Genomic DNA, 17,331 nt, shown 5'->3' with positions numbered 1-17,331 from the left:
AGGCCGCGGGACCGCCGTCGGTGGGTAGTGTCGACGCATGACCGCCACCGGACGACCCGAGCCGTTCAGCGTCTACACCACGCCGGAGTTCTGGGCCGACCCGCACATCTCCGCGCGCATGCTCACCCACCACCTGGACCCCGACATCAACGCGTCGTCGCGTCGGCATGAGTTCATCGACCGCTCCGCCGAGTGGTTGTTCTCCGCGCTCCAACTGAGCGACGGCGCCCGCCTTCTGGACCTGGGCTCCGGCCCCGGCCTCTACGCGATTCGCCTCGCGCGTCGAGGCGTTGAGGTGCTCGCCGTCGATGTCGCCCCGCTCTCGCTGGAGCACCTGCGCGCCGCTGCCGCGGCCGAGGATCTGCCCGTGCGGACTCTCGAGGGCAGCTACCTCGAGGCCGACCTCGGGTCGGGCCACGACGCCGCCATCCTCATCTACGGGGACTATTGCGTCCTCAGTCCGTCTCAGCGGGCCGTGTTGCTGCGGCGCGTTCGGGAGGCCCTCCGACCCGGCGGCCGCCTGGCGTTCGACGTCACCTCCGCGGCCCGCTTCGATCCCACCGAGTTCCGGCGCGAGGAGGCCGACCTGCAGCGCGGCTTCTGGGCGCCCAGCCCGTACCGAGGCGTGCATGAGCGGTGGACCTACCCACACCTGCGACTGATGCTCGACCGCTACGTCATCGAGCGCGACGGCCACGTGCGGGAGTTCTGGAACTGGACCCACTGCCTCACCGTGGCGGAGGTCGAGGCGGAGCTCAATGCGGTTGGCTTCGAGGTGGAGCAGGTCGTCGGCGACGCGGCCGGCGGTCCCTTCGACGCGGCGTCGCCGACGTTCGCCGTCGTGGCGTGCGCCGTCGGATAGACGACAACGAGCCCCCGGGTGTGGCTGGCCGGGGGCTCGTGGGTTGGTGGGGGCTGGCTCAGAAGGCGGAGACCTTCGACTTGTAGCCGGCCTTGGCGACGGTGTCGACCAGGTCCTGCGCGCTGGTGCGCTCGGCGTCGTGGTCTACCTCGATGCGGGACGAGGCGAAGTGCACCTTCACGGTCTCGACGCCGGCGAGCTGGCCGACCTGCTTCTCGATCTTGGTGACGCACGAGGGGCAGGAGAAGCCCTCGGCGCGAAGGATGGTGTGGGTGGTGGTCTGCGCGGTCATGGTGTGTCCTTTCGTGGCTGATGTCTGTGACTGTACGGAGTTGCGGGGTTGCGTTCCTTGATCTGGATCAAGTTCGGATCAGGGCTGGTTGACGAGCTCGCGATCGGGGCTGACAACGGTCTTCGCCGGGCTGGCGGCCTTCGGGCGACGCGGGTTCTCGCTGCGGAGGAGGCGCATCGCGTTGACGATGACCACCAGCACGGAGGCCTCGTGCACGAGCATGCCGATCGCCATCGTGACGCCGCCGAAGAGGACGCCGGCGAGCAGCGTCGCGACGACCACCAAGGCCACCGTGATGTTCTGCTTCATGTTGGCGACGGTGCGGCGGGCGAGGCGGACCGCCTGGGGGAGCTTCAGCAGGTCGTCCTTCATGAGCGCGATGTCGGCGGTCTCGATCGCGACCCCGGTACCCGCGGCACCCATGGCCACGCCGATGTCCGCGGTGGCCAGGGCGGGGGCGTCGTTGACGCCGTCGCCCACCATCGCGACGACATGGCCCTCGCGCTGGAGCTTGGCGACGATGTCGAGCTTGTCCTCGGGCAGCAGGCCCGCGTGCACCTCGTCGACCCCCACCTGGGCGCCGACGGCGTCGGCCACGCGCTGGTTGTCGCCCGTCAGCATGACGACCTTCTTCACGCCGTTCGCGTGCAGGCGGCGGATCATCTCGGCGGCGTCGTCGCGGATCTTGTCGGCGACGGCGACCACGCCGGCGAGCCGGCCGTCGATGGCGATCGCCATCGGGGTGCGACCCTGGGCGGACAGGTCATCGAGCACGGAGGTCGGGGCCTCGACGCCCTCGGCGTCGAGCAGGCGGGTGTTGCCGATGGCGACGCGCTGGCCGTCGAGTTCGACGACGATGCCCTGGCCGGCGACCGGCTCGGTGTGAGTGGGCAGGCCGCCCACCTCGAGGCCTCGGGCGACGGCGCCGTCGATGATCGGGCGGGCGAGCGGATGCTCGGACCCGGCCTCGGCGCGGGCGGCGATGGTGAGGAGTTCGTCGGCGGAGAGGGACGGGTCGAGGACGACGACGTCGGTCAGCTTGGGCTTGCCCTCGGTGAGGGTGCCGGTCTTGTCGAGGGCGACGGCGGTGATCTTGGCGGAGGTCTCGAGGTCCACGAGGTCGTTGGGCCGCGAGGGCCACAGGGAGCTCCACTGGACACGGTGCGGCTCGTGACTGCTGAGGATGACGGGTGGCACCTCGTCGTCCAGGAGCACCAACCAGGGACGCGCACAGGGAAGGCCTGGGTGTGTCAGGGAGGTGAACACGACGTGCGGCGGCGCCGGCAATTGTCGGGTCCTATCTCCCAGGATCTGCATGGGGCAAGGCTAGACAAGGGTCCGTGAGCGTCGCGCGAAAGCTCGCTTCTCGGCATGAGAGTGAAGCGGGGGAGTGTCCAGGGAGGCCTCCGGCCGGACCCGGGGACGATTCGAGGCCAAGCCCGCCGACCTCTTCAGAGAGGGAGTTGGGTGGCGGCGTTCTCTTCCCAGGCGTCTTCGATGCGGGTGTAGATGCCGATGGAGGCCAGGTCCTTGTGCCGGGTCTGTCTGGCGATCTGCAGGGAGGTGGCGCCGCGTTTCGCGGCGTAGGTGACGAACCCCGCCCGAAGGGAATGCGCCGAGAAGCCGGTGGCGTCGAGACCGGCCCGGGTGACTGCCTGGGTGATCAGCCGAGACAGGCCGTCGGGGGTGAGGCCACGGGCGCTGACCCGGTTGCCTTTGGAGACGGACCGGAACACCAGGCCTTCGGTGATGCCGGCGACGGTGAGCCAGTGGCGTAGCGCGGTGACGGGGCAGTAGTCCTGGCGGGCACCCCAGGGGAGGACCACGAGCTCAAGGTCTCCGGTCTGGTTGGTTTTGGAGCGGGTGAGCTCGATCACCAGCCCCCGTTCGTGGGGTTTGATCTGATCGACCTCGAGGGCGGCGAGTTCGGAGGCGCGCAGCGCGGACACGAACCCGACCAGCAGGAGTACCCGGTCCCGGATCCCGCTGAGCGAGGGCTCATCGTCGCGGGTCTTCCATTTCGTCATCGCCGGGCAAGCATCAACGACGTCGAGGAGGAGTGGGGGCATGAGGGGGCGGGCCTGGTCCGGGGGAGCGCCGAGTTGTCGGCGGATCCCTTCCCAGACGGCGATCACGCGCGCGGTCTGGGTGGGGTCGGGATGGTTACGGACCTTGTGGGCGAACCGGATCGTCGACAGACGCCGGCTGATCGTGCCGACCTTCGCTCCGGCGGTGGCCAGCGCCGAGATGTAGCGGGAGATCGCGATGTCGGTGGCGGGCAGTGCCGTGTGGTGGTTGTCGCGGCACCAGGTGACGAACTCGGTCCAGTCGGAGCGGTACCCGCGCAGCGTCGATGAGGCCCGCGACGCCGTGGCAAACGCGGCCTCGGCCGCATCCAACGACAGGTCCTCCGGCAGCAACATCCCCGCCTGATGATCAACCGCGACCAGACCACCAGCCGCACTGTGCAGGCCCCCTGGCTGGCTGTCAGACATGGGACTCGTCAGGTAGCTCGAGTTGGTCGGCGAGCCAGGTGCGGGCGGCGGCCTCGGCAGCCGGTTTGGCGGCTGTCAGGGTGGACTGGACGCCGCGGGCGATGCGGGTCACCTGGTCGGTGCTGCCGGTGCTGTAGATGGTGAGCGTCCAGGTCCAGCGGCCGGCGGTGCCGCGCTGGGCCATCAGCTGCAGATCGTGGCGCTCCGAGATCGGCAGGTTCACACCCCACGCCGACTTCACGCCGGAGCGGGCGTGGCTCCACTCGTACGGGGGCAGCGGCACGTCGTCGAGGGTGACGAGGTGCTGTCGGCGTCGGGTGGCCATGCCTGGATCTTACCGGTTATTACATCGGATTCTCTGGATAATCCGATGTAATACGGGAGGCGTTTCGGCAGCATTCGAGCCTGGGTCAGTCGCCCCTACTCCACCGACGCGCGGGCAGCTGCGACCGACCCAGATCAGAGCGAAATGCTGACGTGATCTCTACTGAGGCAGCACGGGTGCTGGCTGCACCATCGTTGTGGGAGCGGAGGTTCTTGAGACTGCTGCACATCCGCTCTTTGAGCTGGTCACGGTCACGCTGATCGCTGAGCCCTCATCGCCCGGCTGCAGGATGTGGTGGAACCCGTAGCCCCTGCGATAGGAGAGTTCATCTTCCTCACGACTCAGTTTCACGGAACAGCCGAAGTCGCCGGGCCGCGGCTGAGTATTCGCACTTCTGAGGGCCACCGATATTGCGCTTGGGGGCCAGTCGCCGGCTGACGCGTTCGCGTCGGTGAGTGCCACCCAATATTTGGGTTGAGGGCCACCGTTTCTAGGCTCCTTCTACCGTGTGGCCAATCACGCGGCAGAAGGAGTTGTTCGGATGGTACGCAAGATCAAGGCGAAGCTGGTGCTCCGGCTTCGGGCTGAGGGGTTCACGGGGCGGCAGATCGCCGCGCAGGGCATGTCCCGCACCAGCGTCGCGGCGGTGATCGAAGCCGCGGATCGGGAGGGCATCGACTGGGATGCCGTGGCCGGCATGGAGGAGTCGGCCGTGTATGCGCGGTTGTTCCCGGGCCGTGGGGAGCATGAGAGCGTGCATGCGCGAGGACGAGACCCGCATCGCCGGATTCATCGCCAAGGGGCTGAAGGCGGCGGGCTTCACCTCCCACACCACCGCGTCGGGGTCCGAGGGCGCCACGCTGGCGGTGCACGGCAATTTCGACCTGGTGATCCTCGACGTCGGCCTGCCGGACATCGACGGCTTCGAGGTGCTCGAACAGATCCGCGGGCAGGGGGTCGCCGTGCCGGTGATCATGCTCACGGCCCGGTCCTCCGTCGCTGACCGCGTGGCCGGGCTCGAGGGCGGCGCGGACGACTACATGCCCAAGCCCTTCTCGTTCGAGGAACTGTTGGCGCGGATCCGGCTGCGGTTGCGCACCGAGTCGCCCCAGCCGGCCGGGCAGAGCGTGACGCAGTTGTCGCACAACGGCCTGGTGCTGGATTTCCGAACGCGCAAGGCCCAGGTGGACGGCGAGTGGGTGGACCTGTCCGCCCGCGAATTCACGTTGGCGGAGACGTTCCTGCGCAACCCTGGGCAGGTGCTGAGCCGCGAGCAGCTGCTGAGCAATGTGTGGGGCTTCGACTTCGACCCGGGCAGCAACGTCGTCGACGTCTACGTCCGATACCTGCGGGGCAAGCTGGGCAAGGACCGCTTCGAGACGGTCCGCGGGATGGGCTACCGGCTGGCGTGACGGCTGCGTTGCTGGCCGTCTTGTGCTGACGGCTGGGTGGAGTTGAGGTTCTCGTGAGATCGGACACCGCTCAACAGGGATCGGCGCCAGCTCGTGCGGTCCGAAGTCAGAGTGCGGCGGCTCCGGCCTCAGCCACAGTCTGGTCTTCCTCGATGCTACCGGTGGACACTCCGATGGCTCCGACGATGACGCCGTCGCGGACCAGCGGAATGCCCCCGGGGAACACGACGATACGGCCACCGTGAGCGTCGTTGAGTCCGTACAGGTCGCCCGTCGGGCGCGTTGCCTCGGTGAGGTCCTTGGTCTGGGTCTGGAAAGCGATGGACGTGTACGCCTTGTTGATGGCGATGTGGATGCTGCCGATGTTCGCAGTATCCATCCGCACGTGTGCCTTGAGGTTGCCTCCGGCGTCCACGACGGCGATGTCCTGGGGCTGTCCGATCTCCTCAGCGCGCGCGATGGCGGCATCGATGACGCGGCGAGCGTCCTCAAGGGTGATGGTGTCCTGGATCTTGGGGTTCGACATGGTGTCTCCTCTTCATTGAAGGTCAGTTGTTGCGGGTGTTAGGCGTCGCGTGAGCGACGACTGGGGTGGCCTCGGCCGGCCCCGATGAAGGCCTGACAGTTCACAGATGGTGGTGCGAGGGGGCGGCGCCCGGGTAGAAGGTGGAAGGTCAATCGCGGTCTACCCGGGCGCGCTCGGTACGGGACTGTGCGGCGCAGCGTGACCTACGCCGAACAGCGGGGGGCTCCTCAGAAGGTGCGGATCGGGATCTCCGCGGGAGCCTCGAGAAGTTCGCGAATCTCGTCGTCAAGCTTGACAAGCGTGATGGACGCGCCCGCCATGTCCAGCGAGGTGCAGTACTCGCCGACATAGCTACGGGTTGGGGTGATTCCCTGGGCCGCGAGCTTCTCGTGTGCGATGCCGTACAGAAGGTACAGCTCGCTGATGGGGGTGCCACCGAGACCGTTCACCATCAGCGCGACGTCATCGCCGCTGCTGTAGGGGATGTCGCTCACGATGGGCTCCAGAAGCAGGTCGACGATCTCGTTCGCCGGGACCCACTTCTGACGTGCACGGCCGGGCTCACCGTGGATACCGATGCCGACTTCGATCTCGTCGTCGCCGATCTCGAACAGCGGCTCGCCCTTGGCGGGCGGGGTGCAGGCGGTGAGCGCCACGCCCATGGTGCGGGTGACGGCGTTGACCTTCTCGCCGATCCGGACGATCTCGTCGAGGTCCTTGCCGGCCTCAGCGGCAGCGCCGACGGCCTTGATGACGAAGAAGTTGCCGGCGACGCCGCGGCGACCGATGGTGTACAGCGAGTCCTTCACCGCGACGTCGTCGTCGATGAAGAGGGTGCGCACCTTGATGCCCTCTGCGGCAGCGAGTTCTTCTGCCATTTCGAATGCCATCTTGTCGCCGGTGTAGTTGTTCACCAGCAGCAGCACACCCTTGTCGCTCTTGACGCGGCGTGCGGCCTCGACGACGAAATCGGTGGGCGGGGCGGCGAACACGTCACCGGGGCAGGCGGCGTCCAGCATGCCCTTGCCGACAATCATCACGTGTGCGGGCTCGTGGCCGGAGCCGGAGCCCTGGATGATAGAGACCTTGTCGTTGTTGGGCGCATCGGCGCGGACGATGAGGTTGTACTTCGGGTCGTACGTGAGCGTGTCGGGGTTCGCCAGGGCCAGGCCCTTCAGCATCTCCGGGACGAACGCCTTCGGGTCGTTGATGAACTTCTTCATTGTGTCCTCACTTCTTTGTGTCGGATGGGTAATGGAGGGAGGGTAAGTCGTTACCAGGCCTCGGCGACGCGCTCGCTGAGCACCGCTATCGCGATGGCGCCGGGGTCAGGGGAGCCAATGCTGCGCTCACCTGCGTAGGACGCTCGGCCGCGGTGTGCCTCGAGCTTCGCGGTCTCTTCGGCGGCGGCGCCTACGTCCGATACCTGCGGGGCAAGCTGGGCAAGGACCGCTTCGAGACGGTCCGCGGGATGGGCTACCGGCTGGCGTGACGGCTGCGTTGCTGGCCGTCTTGTGCTGACGGCTGGGTGGAGTTGAGGTTCTCGTGAGATCGGACACCGCTCAACAGGGATCGGCGCCAGCTCGTGCGGTCCGAAGTCAGAGTGCGGCGGCTCCGGCCTCAGCCACAGTCTGGTCTTCCTCGATGCTACCGGTGGACACTCCGATGGCTCCGACGATGACGCCGTCGCGGACCAGCGGAATGCCCCCGGGGAACACGACGATACGGCCACCGTGAGCGTCGTTGAGTCCGTACAGGTCGCCCGTCGGGCGCGTTGCCTCGGTGAGGTCCTTGGTCTGGGTCTGGAAAGCGATGGACGTGTACGCCTTGTTGATGGCGATGTGGATGCTGCCGATGTTCGCAGTATCCATCCGCACGTGTGCCTTGAGGTTGCCTCCGGCGTCCACGACGGCGATGTCCTGGGGCTGTCCGATCTCCTCAGCGCGCGCGATGGCGGCATCGATGACGCGGCGAGCGTCCTCAAGGGTGATGGTGTCCTGGATCTTGGGGTTCGACATGGTGTCTCCTCTTCATTGAAGGTCAGTTGTTGCGGGTGTTAGGCGTCGCGTGAGCGACGACTGGGGTGGCCTCGGCCGGCCCCGATGAAGGCCTGACAGTTCACAGATGGTGGTGCGAGGGGGCGGCGCCCGGGTAGAAGGTGGAAGGTCAATCGCGGTCTACCCGGGCGCGCTCGGTACGGGACTGTGCGGCGCAGCGTGACCTACGCCGAACAGCGGGGGGCTCCTCAGAAGGTGCGGATCGGGATCTCCGCGGGAGCCTCGAGAAGTTCGCGAATCTCGTCGTCAAGCTTGACAAGCGTGATGGACGCGCCCGCCATGTCCAGCGAGGTGCAGTACTCGCCGACATAGCTACGGGTTGGGGTGATTCCCTGGGCCGCGAGCTTCTCGTGTGCGATGCCGTACAGAAGGTACAGCTCGCTGATGGGGGTGCCACCGAGACCGTTCACCATCAGCGCGACGTCATCGCCGCTGCTGTAGGGGATGTCGCTCACGATGGGCTCCAGAAGCAGGTCGACGATCTCGTTCGCCGGGACCCACTTCTGACGTGCACGGCCGGGCTCACCGTGGATACCGATGCCGACTTCGATCTCGTCGTCGCCGATCTCGAACAGCGGCTCGCCCTTGGCGGGCGGGGTGCAGGCGGTGAGCGCCACGCCCATGGTGCGGGTGACGGCGTTGACCTTCTCGCCGATCCGGACGATCTCGTCGAGGTCCTTGCCGGCCTCAGCGGCAGCGCCGACGGCCTTGATGACGAAGAAGTTGCCGGCGACGCCGCGGCGACCGATGGTGTACAGCGAGTCCTTCACCGCGACGTCGTCGTCGATGAAGAGGGTGCGCACCTTGATGCCCTCTGCGGCAGCGAGTTCTTCTGCCATTTCGAATGCCATCTTGTCGCCGGTGTAGTTGTTCACCAGCAGCAGCACACCCTTGTCGCTCTTGACGCGGCGTGCGGCCTCGACGACGAAATCGGTGGGCGGGGCGGCGAACACGTCACCGGGGCAGGCGGCGTCCAGCATGCCCTTGCCGACAATCATCACGTGTGCGGGCTCGTGGCCGGAGCCGGAGCCCTGGATGATAGAGACCTTGTCGTTGTTGGGCGCATCGGCGCGGACGATGAGGTTGTACTTCGGGTCGTACGTGAGCGTGTCGGGGTTCGCCAGGGCCAGGCCCTTCAGCATCTCCGGGACGAACGCCTTCGGGTCGTTGATGAACTTCTTCATTGTGTCCTCACTTCTTTGTGTCGGATGGGTAATGGAGGGAGGGTAAGTCGTTACCAGGCCTCGGCGACGCGCTCGGCGAGCACTGCCATCGCGATGGCGCCTGGGTCGGGGGAGCCGATGCTGCGCTCACCGGTGTAGGACGCTCGGCCGCGGTGTGCCTCGAGCTTCGCGGTCTCTTCGGCGGCGGTGCGTGCGACCTCGGCTGCGTGCTGAGCGACGGCCTTGCCGTCCAGACCCTTATCGAGGTCCGCCTCGATGGCGTCGGTGAGCGGGACCAGAGCGTCGAGCAGCGTCTTGTCTCCGAGGGATGCGCCGCCGCGCTTCATGATGCCCTCGATGGCTGAGCGGAGCATCGCGACCACATCGGCCTGGGTGATGTCGTTCTTGTCTTTCACGGAGATAGCGGCGCGAAGGAACGCGGTGCCCCAGATCGGGCCGGACGTGCCACCGATGCGGCCGGACATCGTTGTCGCGACCTTCTGGATGAAGGTGCTGAGATCCGACCGGTCGTACTCGTCCCATTCGGCGATGACGTTCTCGAATCCGCGAGCGAGCGAGTATCCGAAGTCGCCGTCGCCGGCGACGGCGTCCAGGTCGCTGAAGTACTTCTCGTTGTCGACGCACGTCTGTGCGATGAGCTTGATGACGCTCTCGACGCGGGCGGCGCCCGCCTGGCTGAAGGTGCTGCTCATGATGTTCCTCGGGTTCGGTTATCGGGTGGTGAGGGCAGTGAGGGTGTCGAGGGTGACCTGGCCGGTCTCCTCGACGCCGCGCGGGTTGGAAAGGAAGTGTGCTGGCGTCTGCGGCTGGTCGCCCAGGCTGTCAACGACCAGTGCCGCCTCGGTGAAGTCCTCGTCGGCGGTGTAACTGGACACCGTCACGACCGTGGTGATGCCGGCCGCGGCGGCGGCCCGTAGCCCGTTCTGGCTGTCTTCGATGACCACAGCGTCCGCCGCGTCGACACCGAGGTCCCGCAGAGCGAGCAGGTAGATGTCCGGTGCCGGCTTCTTCGCCGGGACCACGTCTCCCGCGTAGATACGGAACCAGGAGGCGGACTCTGCACCGACCGCATGTTCCAGCACGGCGCGCACCGATTCTTCGGCGGACGTGGATGCGACAGCGAGCAGCCATCCTGCGTCGTGTGCAGCAGCGACGATTCGGGCGATTCCGGGCCGTCCCGGCATCTCGCCGGCTCGAACCTTCGCTGTATAGCGGTCGGTCTTGAAGCGGTGCCACTGCTTGACGAGGTCGATCTGTGCAGCTTCGTCGGTGGGCAGGTTCGCCGACGCAATGAAGTCGCTGGTGAGAAGCGAGGCGAGACGCTCCTTGCCGCCGCCGATTCGTACCTTCTCGGCATAGTCCTCCTCGGACCAGTGCACGGGAAGGTTGAAATGCGCGAAGGTGTCGTTGAAGGCGGGCAGGTGACCATCGCGCTCGGTGTCTGCGAGCACTCCGTCGCAGTCGAAGATCAGGGCGCGAGTCACGGCTTGACGGCCTTCGCCTTGGCTGCCGTGCCATCGGAGCCGAACCATTCGATGTGGTCACCGATGACGCTGGTGACAGCATCACCGATGGCAGTCATCAACTTCGGCGGATCCCAATGGTTGTTGGCGCGCGCCCAATCGAGATGCTCCGCCGATGCCTGCATGTACGCGTGCTTGACGGCTGTGGAGATGTTGATCTTGGAGACGCCATTGTTGATGAAGGCGCGGAAGTCGGCCGGCTCAAGGCCGGTTCCCCCGTGAAGAACAATTCCCTTGTCCGTGAGGTGCGCGAGTTCGCGGGCGCGCTCAGGGAGAAGGGTCGGCTTGGACGTGAACAGGCCGTGGCTCGTGCCCAACTGCGGGGCGAGCAGGTCAGCGCCGGTGCGCTCCGCGATGGCTGCGAGCTGGTCGACGGTATACGCGTGGTGGGCTTCGTCGCTGCCGACTCCGTCTTCGACCCCGAGGATGTTCTCGATCTCGGATTCGACGTCGACGCCCGCTGCGTGAGCCTCCTTGACGACTTCCGTCGTCTCACGCTCTGCGTCAGCAAGATCACGGTCAGAAGCATCGAAGAGAACCGATGACCACCCGGCGGCAATGACGTCAGAGAGGACAGAACGGTCCGGGCAGTGATCCAAGTGGAGCGCGACCGGCACGGATGTGTGCCGCGTGAGCGCCTGGAAAAGGCTCGTGATGAAAGCGGTCCCCGAGGTGCGAACAGTCTTTGTCGAGATCTGGACAATCAGAGGCGAGTCCTTCTCCTCGGCTGCGGCGATGACCGCGCGCATGCTGATCTCGTCGAAGACGTTCACGGCGGGAACCGCGTATCCGTGCTTCCGCGCTCCCGTCGTGAGACGACGAGTTGATACGGCCATAGTCCGATCTCACTTCCTTGTGTCAGGCTCTGCCTCAGCGAGCTCGGGCCGGAACATCTTTCGTTCCGGTCCTTTTGGTCCAGAGTACATGGCTATACAACTCTATACAAGACGGACTAGCCTCCGTCTTTCATGAGGCGGCTTGAGAGCTGCCAGCCGGGCTGTCGGGGCCCGATCTGAACACGGGGCCAAGTGAGGGCGTGATTGTTGGCCGGCTGACGCTGCCGGGCTGCGGTTCTCCAGGTTTCCTCGGGTAGTGATGGGCTGGTGGGGTCAGGCAGGTGGTGGGATCGCGGCGATCCGGGCGAACGCGGCCACGAGTTGCTCGACCCAGGGCCAGGTCTTGGGTAGACGCAACCGTCGCCGGCGAGCGCCATAGACGAGTCGGGCCGGGACATGCAGCAGCCGATACCTGAGTGCCTTTGGTTCGGCTTTCGCGAGGTCACCGTCGAGGGCCAGCATCTTGAGCCAGGCGACCAGATCGGCGGCGATCATCGTCAACTGCAGCCAGGTCTGGTTGATGCCGAACTCACGGGACGGGAACCTGCCCAGGCCGGAGTCTTTCGCGTGTCGGATCCGGTCCTCGACCCGGACATGGGCCCGATGCCGGGCCTCGAGGAACTGCAGGGTGCCGCTGGTGGTGTTGGTGGCGAACGCTTGATAGCGCCACCCGTCGTGGGCTTCGAACAGCGACAGTTGAGCCCCCGGATGCGGGCGTTCCCGGCGCAGGATCACCCTCATCCCTGTCGGCCAGCCATCGAGATTGAGCAGTCTCGTGATCTCAGCGACTTCCCCGCCCTCTCGGACCTGAGCATCGGCCTTCAGCGCCGGAGACCAGGACCCGACGGGCAGTTCGGTGATGGCGTGGCGCACGTTCTCCCCGATGGTGAACCCCACGCTGTAGTCCAGGCTGCGGCCTCTGACTTGGCCTTGCGCATGGAGCCAGTCCAGCAACTGGTGAGAGGCGCCGGCACCGTCGCAGCGGATCAACAGGTTCCGGCGATACGGCATCGGGACCTGAGTGATCGCCTCACCCAGGACCTCAATGTGATCGGCGGCGGTGTTCGACCCCGCCCGACCCGTCCGCAGCGCGGCGGCGAGGAACTCCCCGGTGTTGTCGCACCACACACCGATCGGGTGATACCCGAACGTCCTCTTAAACGTCGGCGACGCCAACTCCTTCTCCGAGTGCGTCACCACGATCGTGGCATCGACATCCAACACGATCGTCTCTCCGAGATCGGTCCCGGCGACCTTCGAAGCCAGAACCCCGCCAGTGGCTGTCAGCTGGGACCACACGTGGCGCCGGACCCGGGCCCGGGCCGTGGAGATCTTCCTCCGCCTGGCGTCGGTGACCTCATCCAACGCCCGCCACACCGTCGGAGCAGACGCGACCGGCCCCAAGATCTGCCTCTGGTGGCGCAGGACGTCGATGTCGGAGATCGCCTCGCCGCCGTCGGCGAGTAGCACCGCGACATCGGTCAGTACCTGGCCACAGTCATGCACCGAGGGGATGAACGAACGCCGGGCCATCGCCGTCGACAGGGCTCCGGTCAGGCCGGTGTTCTCGGCCAGCATCCTCAGCCCGATGCTGCCGGCGTGGGCGATCACCGCGCCGCCATCGCCGGTCACGGACATACCGGTGGACCACGAAGTACGCTTCACCTACGGAGTGCCTTCCACTTCAGGGTTTTGAACAGTCGCATGTCCAAGTATCCCGTAGTCAGAAGGCACTCCGGCCTATCTGCAGCACGCGTCGCTCACTCCGCCATGAACGATCGAGGCTAGGTAAGATCATGTGGAAAGTTTTGGAGGCATAAAGATGACGGACGTGATTGAGCGCGACTCAGCGACACCGATCTATCAGCAGCTCGAGGACATCTTTCACGCGAAGATCGCCAGTGGTGAGTGGGCACCCGAGCAGCGCATCCCGTCGGAGAACGAGCTGAACCGGGAGTACAGCCTGAGCCGCATGACGATTCGTGGTGTGCTCAACAAACTGGCGGGTGATGGTCTGCTCATCCGCGTTGCCGGCAAGGGCACGTTCGTCGCCCCGCAAAAGATCAACGCGGTCTCTCCTGCATACAAAGGAATCCGTGAGCAGCTCGAAGTGCTCGGGTACGACATCGCGACGACGTTGATTTCTACGGAGCGCGTTCCCGCGCCGACGAGAGTGCGTGAGCACCTGAATCTGCCGGCGGGCGCCGAGGTCATCGCCATCATACGACTGCGGACGGTAGACGGGAAGCCTCTGAGCGTCCACCGCTCCTTCGTGCCAGCGAGCCTCGCACCGGGACTGGATCAGCTGGATGTCGTCAACGAGCAGCTGTGCGTGGTTCTCGAAGACAAATTCAATCTGTCGATGAAGAGCGTCTCCGAAGATCTGGAAGTCATCGCCGTCGAAGGAACCGACGCCAAGCTGCTGGAGCTGCGCAAGGGCGACCCGGCACTGCTGTTGACGGATGTCATCACGAACCCGGCAGGGACGGCCTTTGAGTACTCGACCATCGTCTTCCGCGGCGATACGGTGCGGCTGAAGTTCGATTACAAGCGTGAGTGAACCCGCCGTGGTGGATGACTCGGGGTCCACCACAGCGGGTCCGCCTGGCTAGGGCATGTCTCCCAATAGCGCGGCCCAGGTGAGGCAGGCGTGGAGGACGGCGCCGGCTCGGTAGGTGATGGCGAGCTTGTCGTAGCGAGTCGCGATTCCGCGCCATTGCTTGATGAGCGCGAAGGACCGCTCGACGACGTTGCGGTCTTTGTAGGCACCTGCGTCGAACGCGGGTGGTCGGCCGCCCTTGCGTCCCTTGCGTTTTCGGGCGGCGATCTGGTCGCTCTTCTCCGGGATCACGGCTCGGATTCCGCGGGCGCGGAGCAAGCGCCGGTTCACCCCACTGCCATAGGCCTTATCCGCCAGAACCGCGTTCGGTCGGGTGCGAGGCCTGCCGCCAGCGATCCTTGGTACGCGGATGTCATCGAGAACCTGCTCGAGCATCGCGCCGTCGTTGCGCTGCCCGCCGGTGACCACGATCGCCAACGGCATCCCGTTGCCGTCGACGGCATGGTGGACTTTCGTTGTCAGTCCGCCGCGGGAGTGGCCGATGCCATGGCCGGCCGGTTCGATCTCCTCAAGCGGCAGAGGTTTGTAATTCGAGAACGCCCCCTGTGTCCTGCTCAGGGCGCGTGGTGTTGGTCGCGTGCTGGTGCGCACGCGCGATCCTTGCGTCGACCGAGACGTCCCAGTCGATCAATCCGGCTTCGTCCGCCTGAGACAGCAACGTCTGCAGCACCCGGTCCCAGGTGCCATCGCCGGCATAGCGACGGTGGCGCTTCCACACCGTCTGCCAGGGGCCGAACTCATCCCGAGGCACATCACGCCAGGGCGTCGAGGTCCGAAACCGGTAGATGATCCCGTCCACGACGCGGCGATCATCACCGAACGGGTGACCACGCCGACCGGTGTTTGACGGCAGCAACGGGGCGATCAACACCCACTGCTCGTCCGTCAATCGGCGAGTGCGGGAGTCCAAAACAGAAGTCACCCGTCAAGAATCGCGCATCAATCATGAGCCATATGGGAGACACGCCCTAGCGGACGAGCAGCCGAATGCGCTCGTCCAGTCCCGCGGCGTCAAGCGCGTATCGAGCAAGCAGTCCTGAGTACGTACCGGTGACGATGTGCTCATGCGGCAACCCGATGGCGTGCACGGGAATTCCCGAGGATGCCAGAGCCTCGCCAACGGCCGCGGAGAGACCGCCGCGGGTGTAGTGCTCCTCGACGGTGATGACGCGTCCGGTGCGATGAGCGGACGCGCGGATAAGCGCCGCGTCAACAGGTTCGACAGTTGGCATCCCGATGAGGTCCACATCGATGCCGTCGTCCGCGAGCCGTTGCACCGCGACCACGACCTCCGGGGTGATGGTCCCCGTCGTGACGACCGTTGCGCGAGACCCTTCCCGAATCATCCGCCCTTCCCCGATGGTGAACGGTGCCTGTGGGAACAGATCGGGGATCGATGGGCCCCCGATGCGCATGTACACGGGCCCGTCGTGCTCAATCATCGCCTTCGCTGCCTCCCGGATCTCTCCGGGGTCCTGGGGTGAGAGGACGACGACACCGGGAAGCATGCGGATGATTGCATAGTCTTCGAGGGAGTAGTGTGTGGGCCCGAGGTCGGAGTAAGTGATCCCTCCGTTGCGACCGACGATCTTGACGTTCTGACCCATGTACGCGATGTCATTGCGGAATGCTTCGTAGTTCCGGTTGGTGACAAACGCTGCGATGGCCGCGAAGACGGGGATCTTGCCGGTCGACGCGAGACCTGCGGCGACGCCCGTCGTTCCGTGCTCCTGAATGCCGAACTCATAGTAGCGGTCGGGGAAGCGCTCGCGGAATGAGCCGAACCCCGACGACAGCCCGCTGTCGGCGGAGAGGACGACGACACGGTCATCGTCCGCAGCGAGGTCGGTCACTGCTTGCCCGAAGGTCTTTCGCGGATCGATAAGAGTAAGCGTCTCAGCAGCCATGGTCGTTCCATTCGCGCAGGTTGTCGATGCGGGCGTGCACTTCACGTTCGGCTCGGTCGAGCTCCTCGACCGTCGGCTTCCAGTAGTGCGAGGCAAGGGTTCCCTCCAGGAAGCTGATGCCCTTCGCCTTCGTCGTGCGAGCAACGACAACGGTCGGCCGGCCCTTTTCGCCATCCGCAACGCTGACAGCGTCGAGGACGGCATCGATATCGTTCCCGTCGATGGTGACGGTATTCCACCCGAACGCCGCGAACTTGTCGGCAATCGGCTCCATGTTCATGACTTCAGCGGTCGGCCCGGAAATCTGCAGATCGTTGACATCGACGAAAGCGACGAGGTTGTCGAGTCGGTGGTGCGCAGCAATCGACGCCCCTTCCCAGTTCGCCCCCTCGGGGAGCTCACCGTCCCCAAGGATGGTGAAAACCCGTCCTCCGTTGCTCGCGGCACGGAGGCCCAGTGCCATCCCTGCAGCAATCGACAGCCCGTGACCCAGGGCACCCGTATTCGCTTCGATGCCCGGAAGCTTGTGAAGGTCGGGGTGACCGCCGAGTTTGCTGCCGACAGAGCCGTACGTGTCGAACAGCGCCTCCTCGAAGTAACCGCGACGCCCGAGAACTGCGTACTGCGCCATTGCTTTGTGGCCCGCGGACAGCAGGAACCGGTCGCGATTCGGGTCCTTCGCGGCTTGCGGGTTGACGCGCATGGTCGCGAAATACAAGGCGGTCACGATGTCGATGCACGAGAGCGCCCCGCCGAGGTGGCCAGAACCGCCTGCCCGCACCATCCGCAGGACGTTGAGGCGTGCGAGCTCCGCCTCGATCTGCAGCGGGATGGCATTCATACGCGAGTGTTCTCGGTTTCGTAGTCGTACAGAGCGGCGAGCTTCGGCGCACTCCGCTCGTTCTCCACGTACGACACCGACAGGTACTCCCGAACGAGTCGCTTGACCGACTCGACGCCGGTGACCTGAGCTCCGAAAGCGACCATGTTGGCGTCGTTGCTTAGCTGTGCACGCTCGGCCTGGTACGCATCCGTGAGCAGGGCGCAGTATGCGCCGGGAACCTTATTCGCCGAGATGGAGACGCCGATGCCGGTGCCGCACATCACGACACCACGCTCGACCTCCTTCGCCGCGACGCTTTCCGCCACCGCAATGGCCGTCTTCGGATATAGGGGGTCGTCGGAGCCGAAATCGCGAACCTCGTGGCCGAGCTCGCGAAGGTAATCAGCGACGGCATCCTTGAGGGTTGTTGCGTTCGGGTCGCAGCCAATTCCAATCAACACGCATGTCT

18 protein-coding genes and 3 pseudogenes are annotated in these 17,331 nt (G+C 65.7%); 4 read left to right on the top strand and 17 right to left on the bottom strand.

All coding sequences use genetic code 11. The features are described 5' to 3' along the window. Positions 1–37: 37 nt before the first annotated feature. Complete coding sequence (locus tag ACX1D1_RS16460; RefSeq protein WP_459056732.1) at positions 38–862, top strand: SAM-dependent methyltransferase; 825 nt, start codon at positions 38–40, stop codon at positions 860–862. Positions 863–920: 58 nt separating this feature from the next. Here ACX1D1_RS16460 and ACX1D1_RS16455 read toward each other — a convergent pair whose 3' ends face one another. From ACX1D1_RS16455 to ACX1D1_RS16440, 4 genes and pseudogenes are all read right to left on the bottom strand, one after another. Then, positions 921–1,154, bottom strand: a complete 234-nt coding sequence (locus ACX1D1_RS16455; RefSeq protein WP_459056731.1) for a heavy-metal-associated domain-containing protein — start codon at positions 1,152–1,154, stop codon at positions 921–923. A 78-nt stretch (positions 1,155–1,232) separates the two neighbouring features. Further along, positions 1,233–2,264, bottom strand: a pseudogene (locus tag ACX1D1_RS16450) (heavy metal translocating P-type ATPase); the annotation flags it as partial. Between the two features lie 341 nt (positions 2,265–2,605). Next, complete coding sequence (locus ACX1D1_RS16445) at positions 2,606–3,649, bottom strand: site-specific integrase (RefSeq protein ID WP_459056730.1); 1,044 nt, start codon at positions 3,647–3,649, stop codon at positions 2,606–2,608. Then, complete coding sequence (locus tag ACX1D1_RS16440) at positions 3,642–3,974, bottom strand: hypothetical protein (protein ID WP_459056729.1); 333 nt, start codon at positions 3,972–3,974, stop codon at positions 3,642–3,644. The genes ACX1D1_RS16445 and ACX1D1_RS16440 overlap by 8 nt, the downstream gene beginning before the upstream one ends. A 758-nt stretch (positions 3,975–4,732) precedes the next feature. Here ACX1D1_RS16440 and ACX1D1_RS16435 point away from each other — a divergent pair. Next, complete coding sequence (locus ACX1D1_RS16435) at positions 4,733–5,386, top strand: response regulator transcription factor (RefSeq protein ID WP_459056728.1); 654 nt, start codon at positions 4,733–4,735, stop codon at positions 5,384–5,386. 106 nt (positions 5,387–5,492) lie between these two features. Here ACX1D1_RS16435 and ACX1D1_RS16430 read toward each other — a convergent pair whose 3' ends face one another. From ACX1D1_RS16430 to ACX1D1_RS16420, 3 genes and pseudogenes are all read right to left on the bottom strand, one after another. Continuing rightward, complete coding sequence (locus tag ACX1D1_RS16430; RefSeq protein WP_042540859.1) at positions 5,493–5,912, bottom strand: GlcG/HbpS family heme-binding protein; 420 nt, start codon at positions 5,910–5,912, stop codon at positions 5,493–5,495. 227 nt (positions 5,913–6,139) lie between these two features. Continuing rightward, positions 6,140–7,135, bottom strand: coding sequence for a dihydroxyacetone kinase subunit DhaK (gene dhaK, locus ACX1D1_RS16425; RefSeq protein WP_068751136.1), 996 nt, complete (start codon positions 7,133–7,135; stop codon positions 6,140–6,142). A gap of 50 nt (positions 7,136–7,185) precedes the next feature. Further along, a pseudogene (locus tag ACX1D1_RS16420) lies at positions 7,186–7,281 on the bottom strand (hypothetical protein); the annotation flags it as partial. A 45-nt stretch (positions 7,282–7,326) separates the two neighbouring features. On the opposite strand from ACX1D1_RS16420, the pseudogene ACX1D1_RS16415 reads away from it, so the two are divergent. Continuing rightward, positions 7,327–7,404, top strand: a pseudogene (locus tag ACX1D1_RS16415) (DNA-binding response regulator); the annotation flags it as partial. A 106-nt stretch (positions 7,405–7,510) separates the two neighbouring features. On the opposite strand, the gene ACX1D1_RS16410 reads toward ACX1D1_RS16415, so the two are convergent. From ACX1D1_RS16410 to ACX1D1_RS16385, 6 genes are all read right to left on the bottom strand, one after another. Then, complete coding sequence (locus ACX1D1_RS16410) at positions 7,511–7,930, bottom strand: GlcG/HbpS family heme-binding protein (RefSeq protein ID WP_042540859.1); 420 nt, start codon at positions 7,928–7,930, stop codon at positions 7,511–7,513. Positions 7,931–8,157: 227 nt separating this feature from the next. Next, complete coding sequence (gene dhaK, locus ACX1D1_RS16405; RefSeq protein ID WP_068751136.1) at positions 8,158–9,153, bottom strand: dihydroxyacetone kinase subunit DhaK; 996 nt, start codon at positions 9,151–9,153, stop codon at positions 8,158–8,160. A gap of 50 nt (positions 9,154–9,203) precedes the next feature. Then, on the bottom strand, positions 9,204–9,845 hold the full coding sequence (gene dhaL / locus ACX1D1_RS16400) for a dihydroxyacetone kinase subunit DhaL (protein ID WP_459056727.1): 642 nt from the start codon (positions 9,843–9,845) through the stop codon (positions 9,204–9,206). Positions 9,846–9,863: 18 nt separating this feature from the next. Further along, positions 9,864–10,685: an HAD-IA family hydrolase gene (locus ACX1D1_RS16395; RefSeq protein WP_459056726.1), complete on the bottom strand. Its 822-nt coding sequence runs from the start codon at positions 10,683–10,685 to the stop codon at positions 9,864–9,866. After that, the gene (locus tag ACX1D1_RS16390) at positions 10,634–11,512 is read right to left on the bottom strand and encodes a class II fructose-bisphosphate aldolase (RefSeq protein WP_459056725.1); all 879 of its coding nucleotides are present in this window, start codon (positions 11,510–11,512) and stop codon (positions 10,634–10,636) included. The genes ACX1D1_RS16395 and ACX1D1_RS16390 overlap by 52 nt, the downstream gene beginning before the upstream one ends. A gap of 273 nt (positions 11,513–11,785) precedes the next feature. Then, positions 11,786–13,177, bottom strand: a complete 1,392-nt coding sequence (locus tag ACX1D1_RS16385; RefSeq protein ID WP_459056724.1) for an IS1380 family transposase — start codon at positions 13,175–13,177, stop codon at positions 11,786–11,788. Between the two features lie 157 nt (positions 13,178–13,334). On the opposite strand from ACX1D1_RS16385, the gene ACX1D1_RS16380 reads away from it, so the two are divergent. After that, positions 13,335–14,072 (top strand): GntR family transcriptional regulator, encoded by a 738-nt coding sequence (locus ACX1D1_RS16380; protein ID WP_459056723.1) that lies wholly within the window; start codon positions 13,335–13,337, stop codon positions 14,070–14,072. Positions 14,073–14,120: 48 nt separating this feature from the next. On the opposite strand, the gene ACX1D1_RS16375 is transcribed toward ACX1D1_RS16380, so the two are convergent. The 4 genes from ACX1D1_RS16375 to ACX1D1_RS16360 form a co-directional block, all read right to left on the bottom strand. Beyond that, positions 14,121–15,054 (bottom strand): IS5 family transposase gene (locus ACX1D1_RS16375; protein WP_459056722.1). Its coding sequence is split into 2 segments (ribosomal slippage): positions 14,121–14,675 and positions 14,677–15,054, totalling 933 coding nucleotides; the frame shifts between segments, so codons are not numbered across the junction. A gap of 46 nt (positions 15,055–15,100) precedes the next feature. Then, positions 15,101–16,039 carry a transketolase family protein gene (locus ACX1D1_RS16370; protein ID WP_042540843.1) on the bottom strand — a complete coding sequence of 313 codons (939 nt, stop codon included), beginning with the start codon at positions 16,037–16,039 and terminating at the stop codon, positions 15,101–15,103. After that, complete coding sequence (locus ACX1D1_RS16365) at positions 16,029–16,880, bottom strand: transketolase (RefSeq protein WP_042540841.1); 852 nt, start codon at positions 16,878–16,880, stop codon at positions 16,029–16,031. Before ACX1D1_RS16365 ends, ACX1D1_RS16370 begins: the two co-directional genes overlap by 11 nt. Continuing rightward, the gene (locus tag ACX1D1_RS16360; protein WP_345582446.1) at positions 16,877–17,323 is read right to left on the bottom strand and encodes an RpiB/LacA/LacB family sugar-phosphate isomerase; all 447 of its coding nucleotides are present in this window, start codon (positions 17,321–17,323) and stop codon (positions 16,877–16,879) included. Before ACX1D1_RS16360 ends, ACX1D1_RS16365 begins: the two co-directional genes overlap by 4 nt. Positions 17,324–17,331: the final 8 nt, after the last annotated feature.

This window comes from Tessaracoccus luoxuelianae (assembly GCF_054483915.1).
Note: the sequence above shows the minus strand (reverse complement) of the source record. Positions and strands in the feature narration are given on the sequence as shown.

Coding starts and splice junctions, on each gene's coding strand:
- ACX1D1_RS16460 (WP_459056732.1), top strand. CDS start 38: ATGACCGCCACCGGACGACCCGAGCCGTTCAGCGTCTACACCACGCCG.
- ACX1D1_RS16455 (WP_459056731.1), bottom strand. CDS start 1,154: ATGACCGCGCAGACCACCACCCACACCATCCTTCGCGCCGAGGGCTTC.
- ACX1D1_RS16445 (WP_459056730.1), bottom strand. CDS start 3,649: ATGTCTGACAGCCAGCCAGGGGGCCTGCACAGTGCGGCTGGTGGTCTG.
- ACX1D1_RS16440 (WP_459056729.1), bottom strand. CDS start 3,974: ATGGCCACCCGACGCCGACAGCACCTCGTCACCCTCGACGACGTGCCG.
- ACX1D1_RS16435 (WP_459056728.1), top strand. CDS start 4,733: ATGCGCGAGGACGAGACCCGCATCGCCGGATTCATCGCCAAGGGGCTG.
- ACX1D1_RS16430 (WP_042540859.1), bottom strand. CDS start 5,912: ATGTCGAACCCCAAGATCCAGGACACCATCACCCTTGAGGACGCTCGC.
- dhaK (WP_068751136.1), bottom strand. CDS start 7,135: ATGAAGAAGTTCATCAACGACCCGAAGGCGTTCGTCCCGGAGATGCTG.
- ACX1D1_RS16410 (WP_042540859.1), bottom strand. CDS start 7,930: ATGTCGAACCCCAAGATCCAGGACACCATCACCCTTGAGGACGCTCGC.
- dhaK (WP_068751136.1), bottom strand. CDS start 9,153: ATGAAGAAGTTCATCAACGACCCGAAGGCGTTCGTCCCGGAGATGCTG.
- dhaL (WP_459056727.1), bottom strand. CDS start 9,845: ATGAGCAGCACCTTCAGCCAGGCGGGCGCCGCCCGCGTCGAGAGCGTC.
- ACX1D1_RS16395 (WP_459056726.1), bottom strand. CDS start 10,685: ATGGTTCGGCTCCGATGGCACGGCAGCCAAGGCGAAGGCCGTCAAGCC.
- ACX1D1_RS16390 (WP_459056725.1), bottom strand. CDS start 11,512: ATGGCCGTATCAACTCGTCGTCTCACGACGGGAGCGCGGAAGCACGGA.
- ACX1D1_RS16380 (WP_459056723.1), top strand. CDS start 13,335: ATGACGGACGTGATTGAGCGCGACTCAGCGACACCGATCTATCAGCAG.
- ACX1D1_RS16370 (WP_042540843.1), bottom strand. CDS start 16,039: ATGGCTGCTGAGACGCTTACTCTTATCGATCCGCGAAAGACCTTCGGG.
- ACX1D1_RS16365 (WP_042540841.1), bottom strand. CDS start 16,880: ATGAATGCCATCCCGCTGCAGATCGAGGCGGAGCTCGCACGCCTCAAC.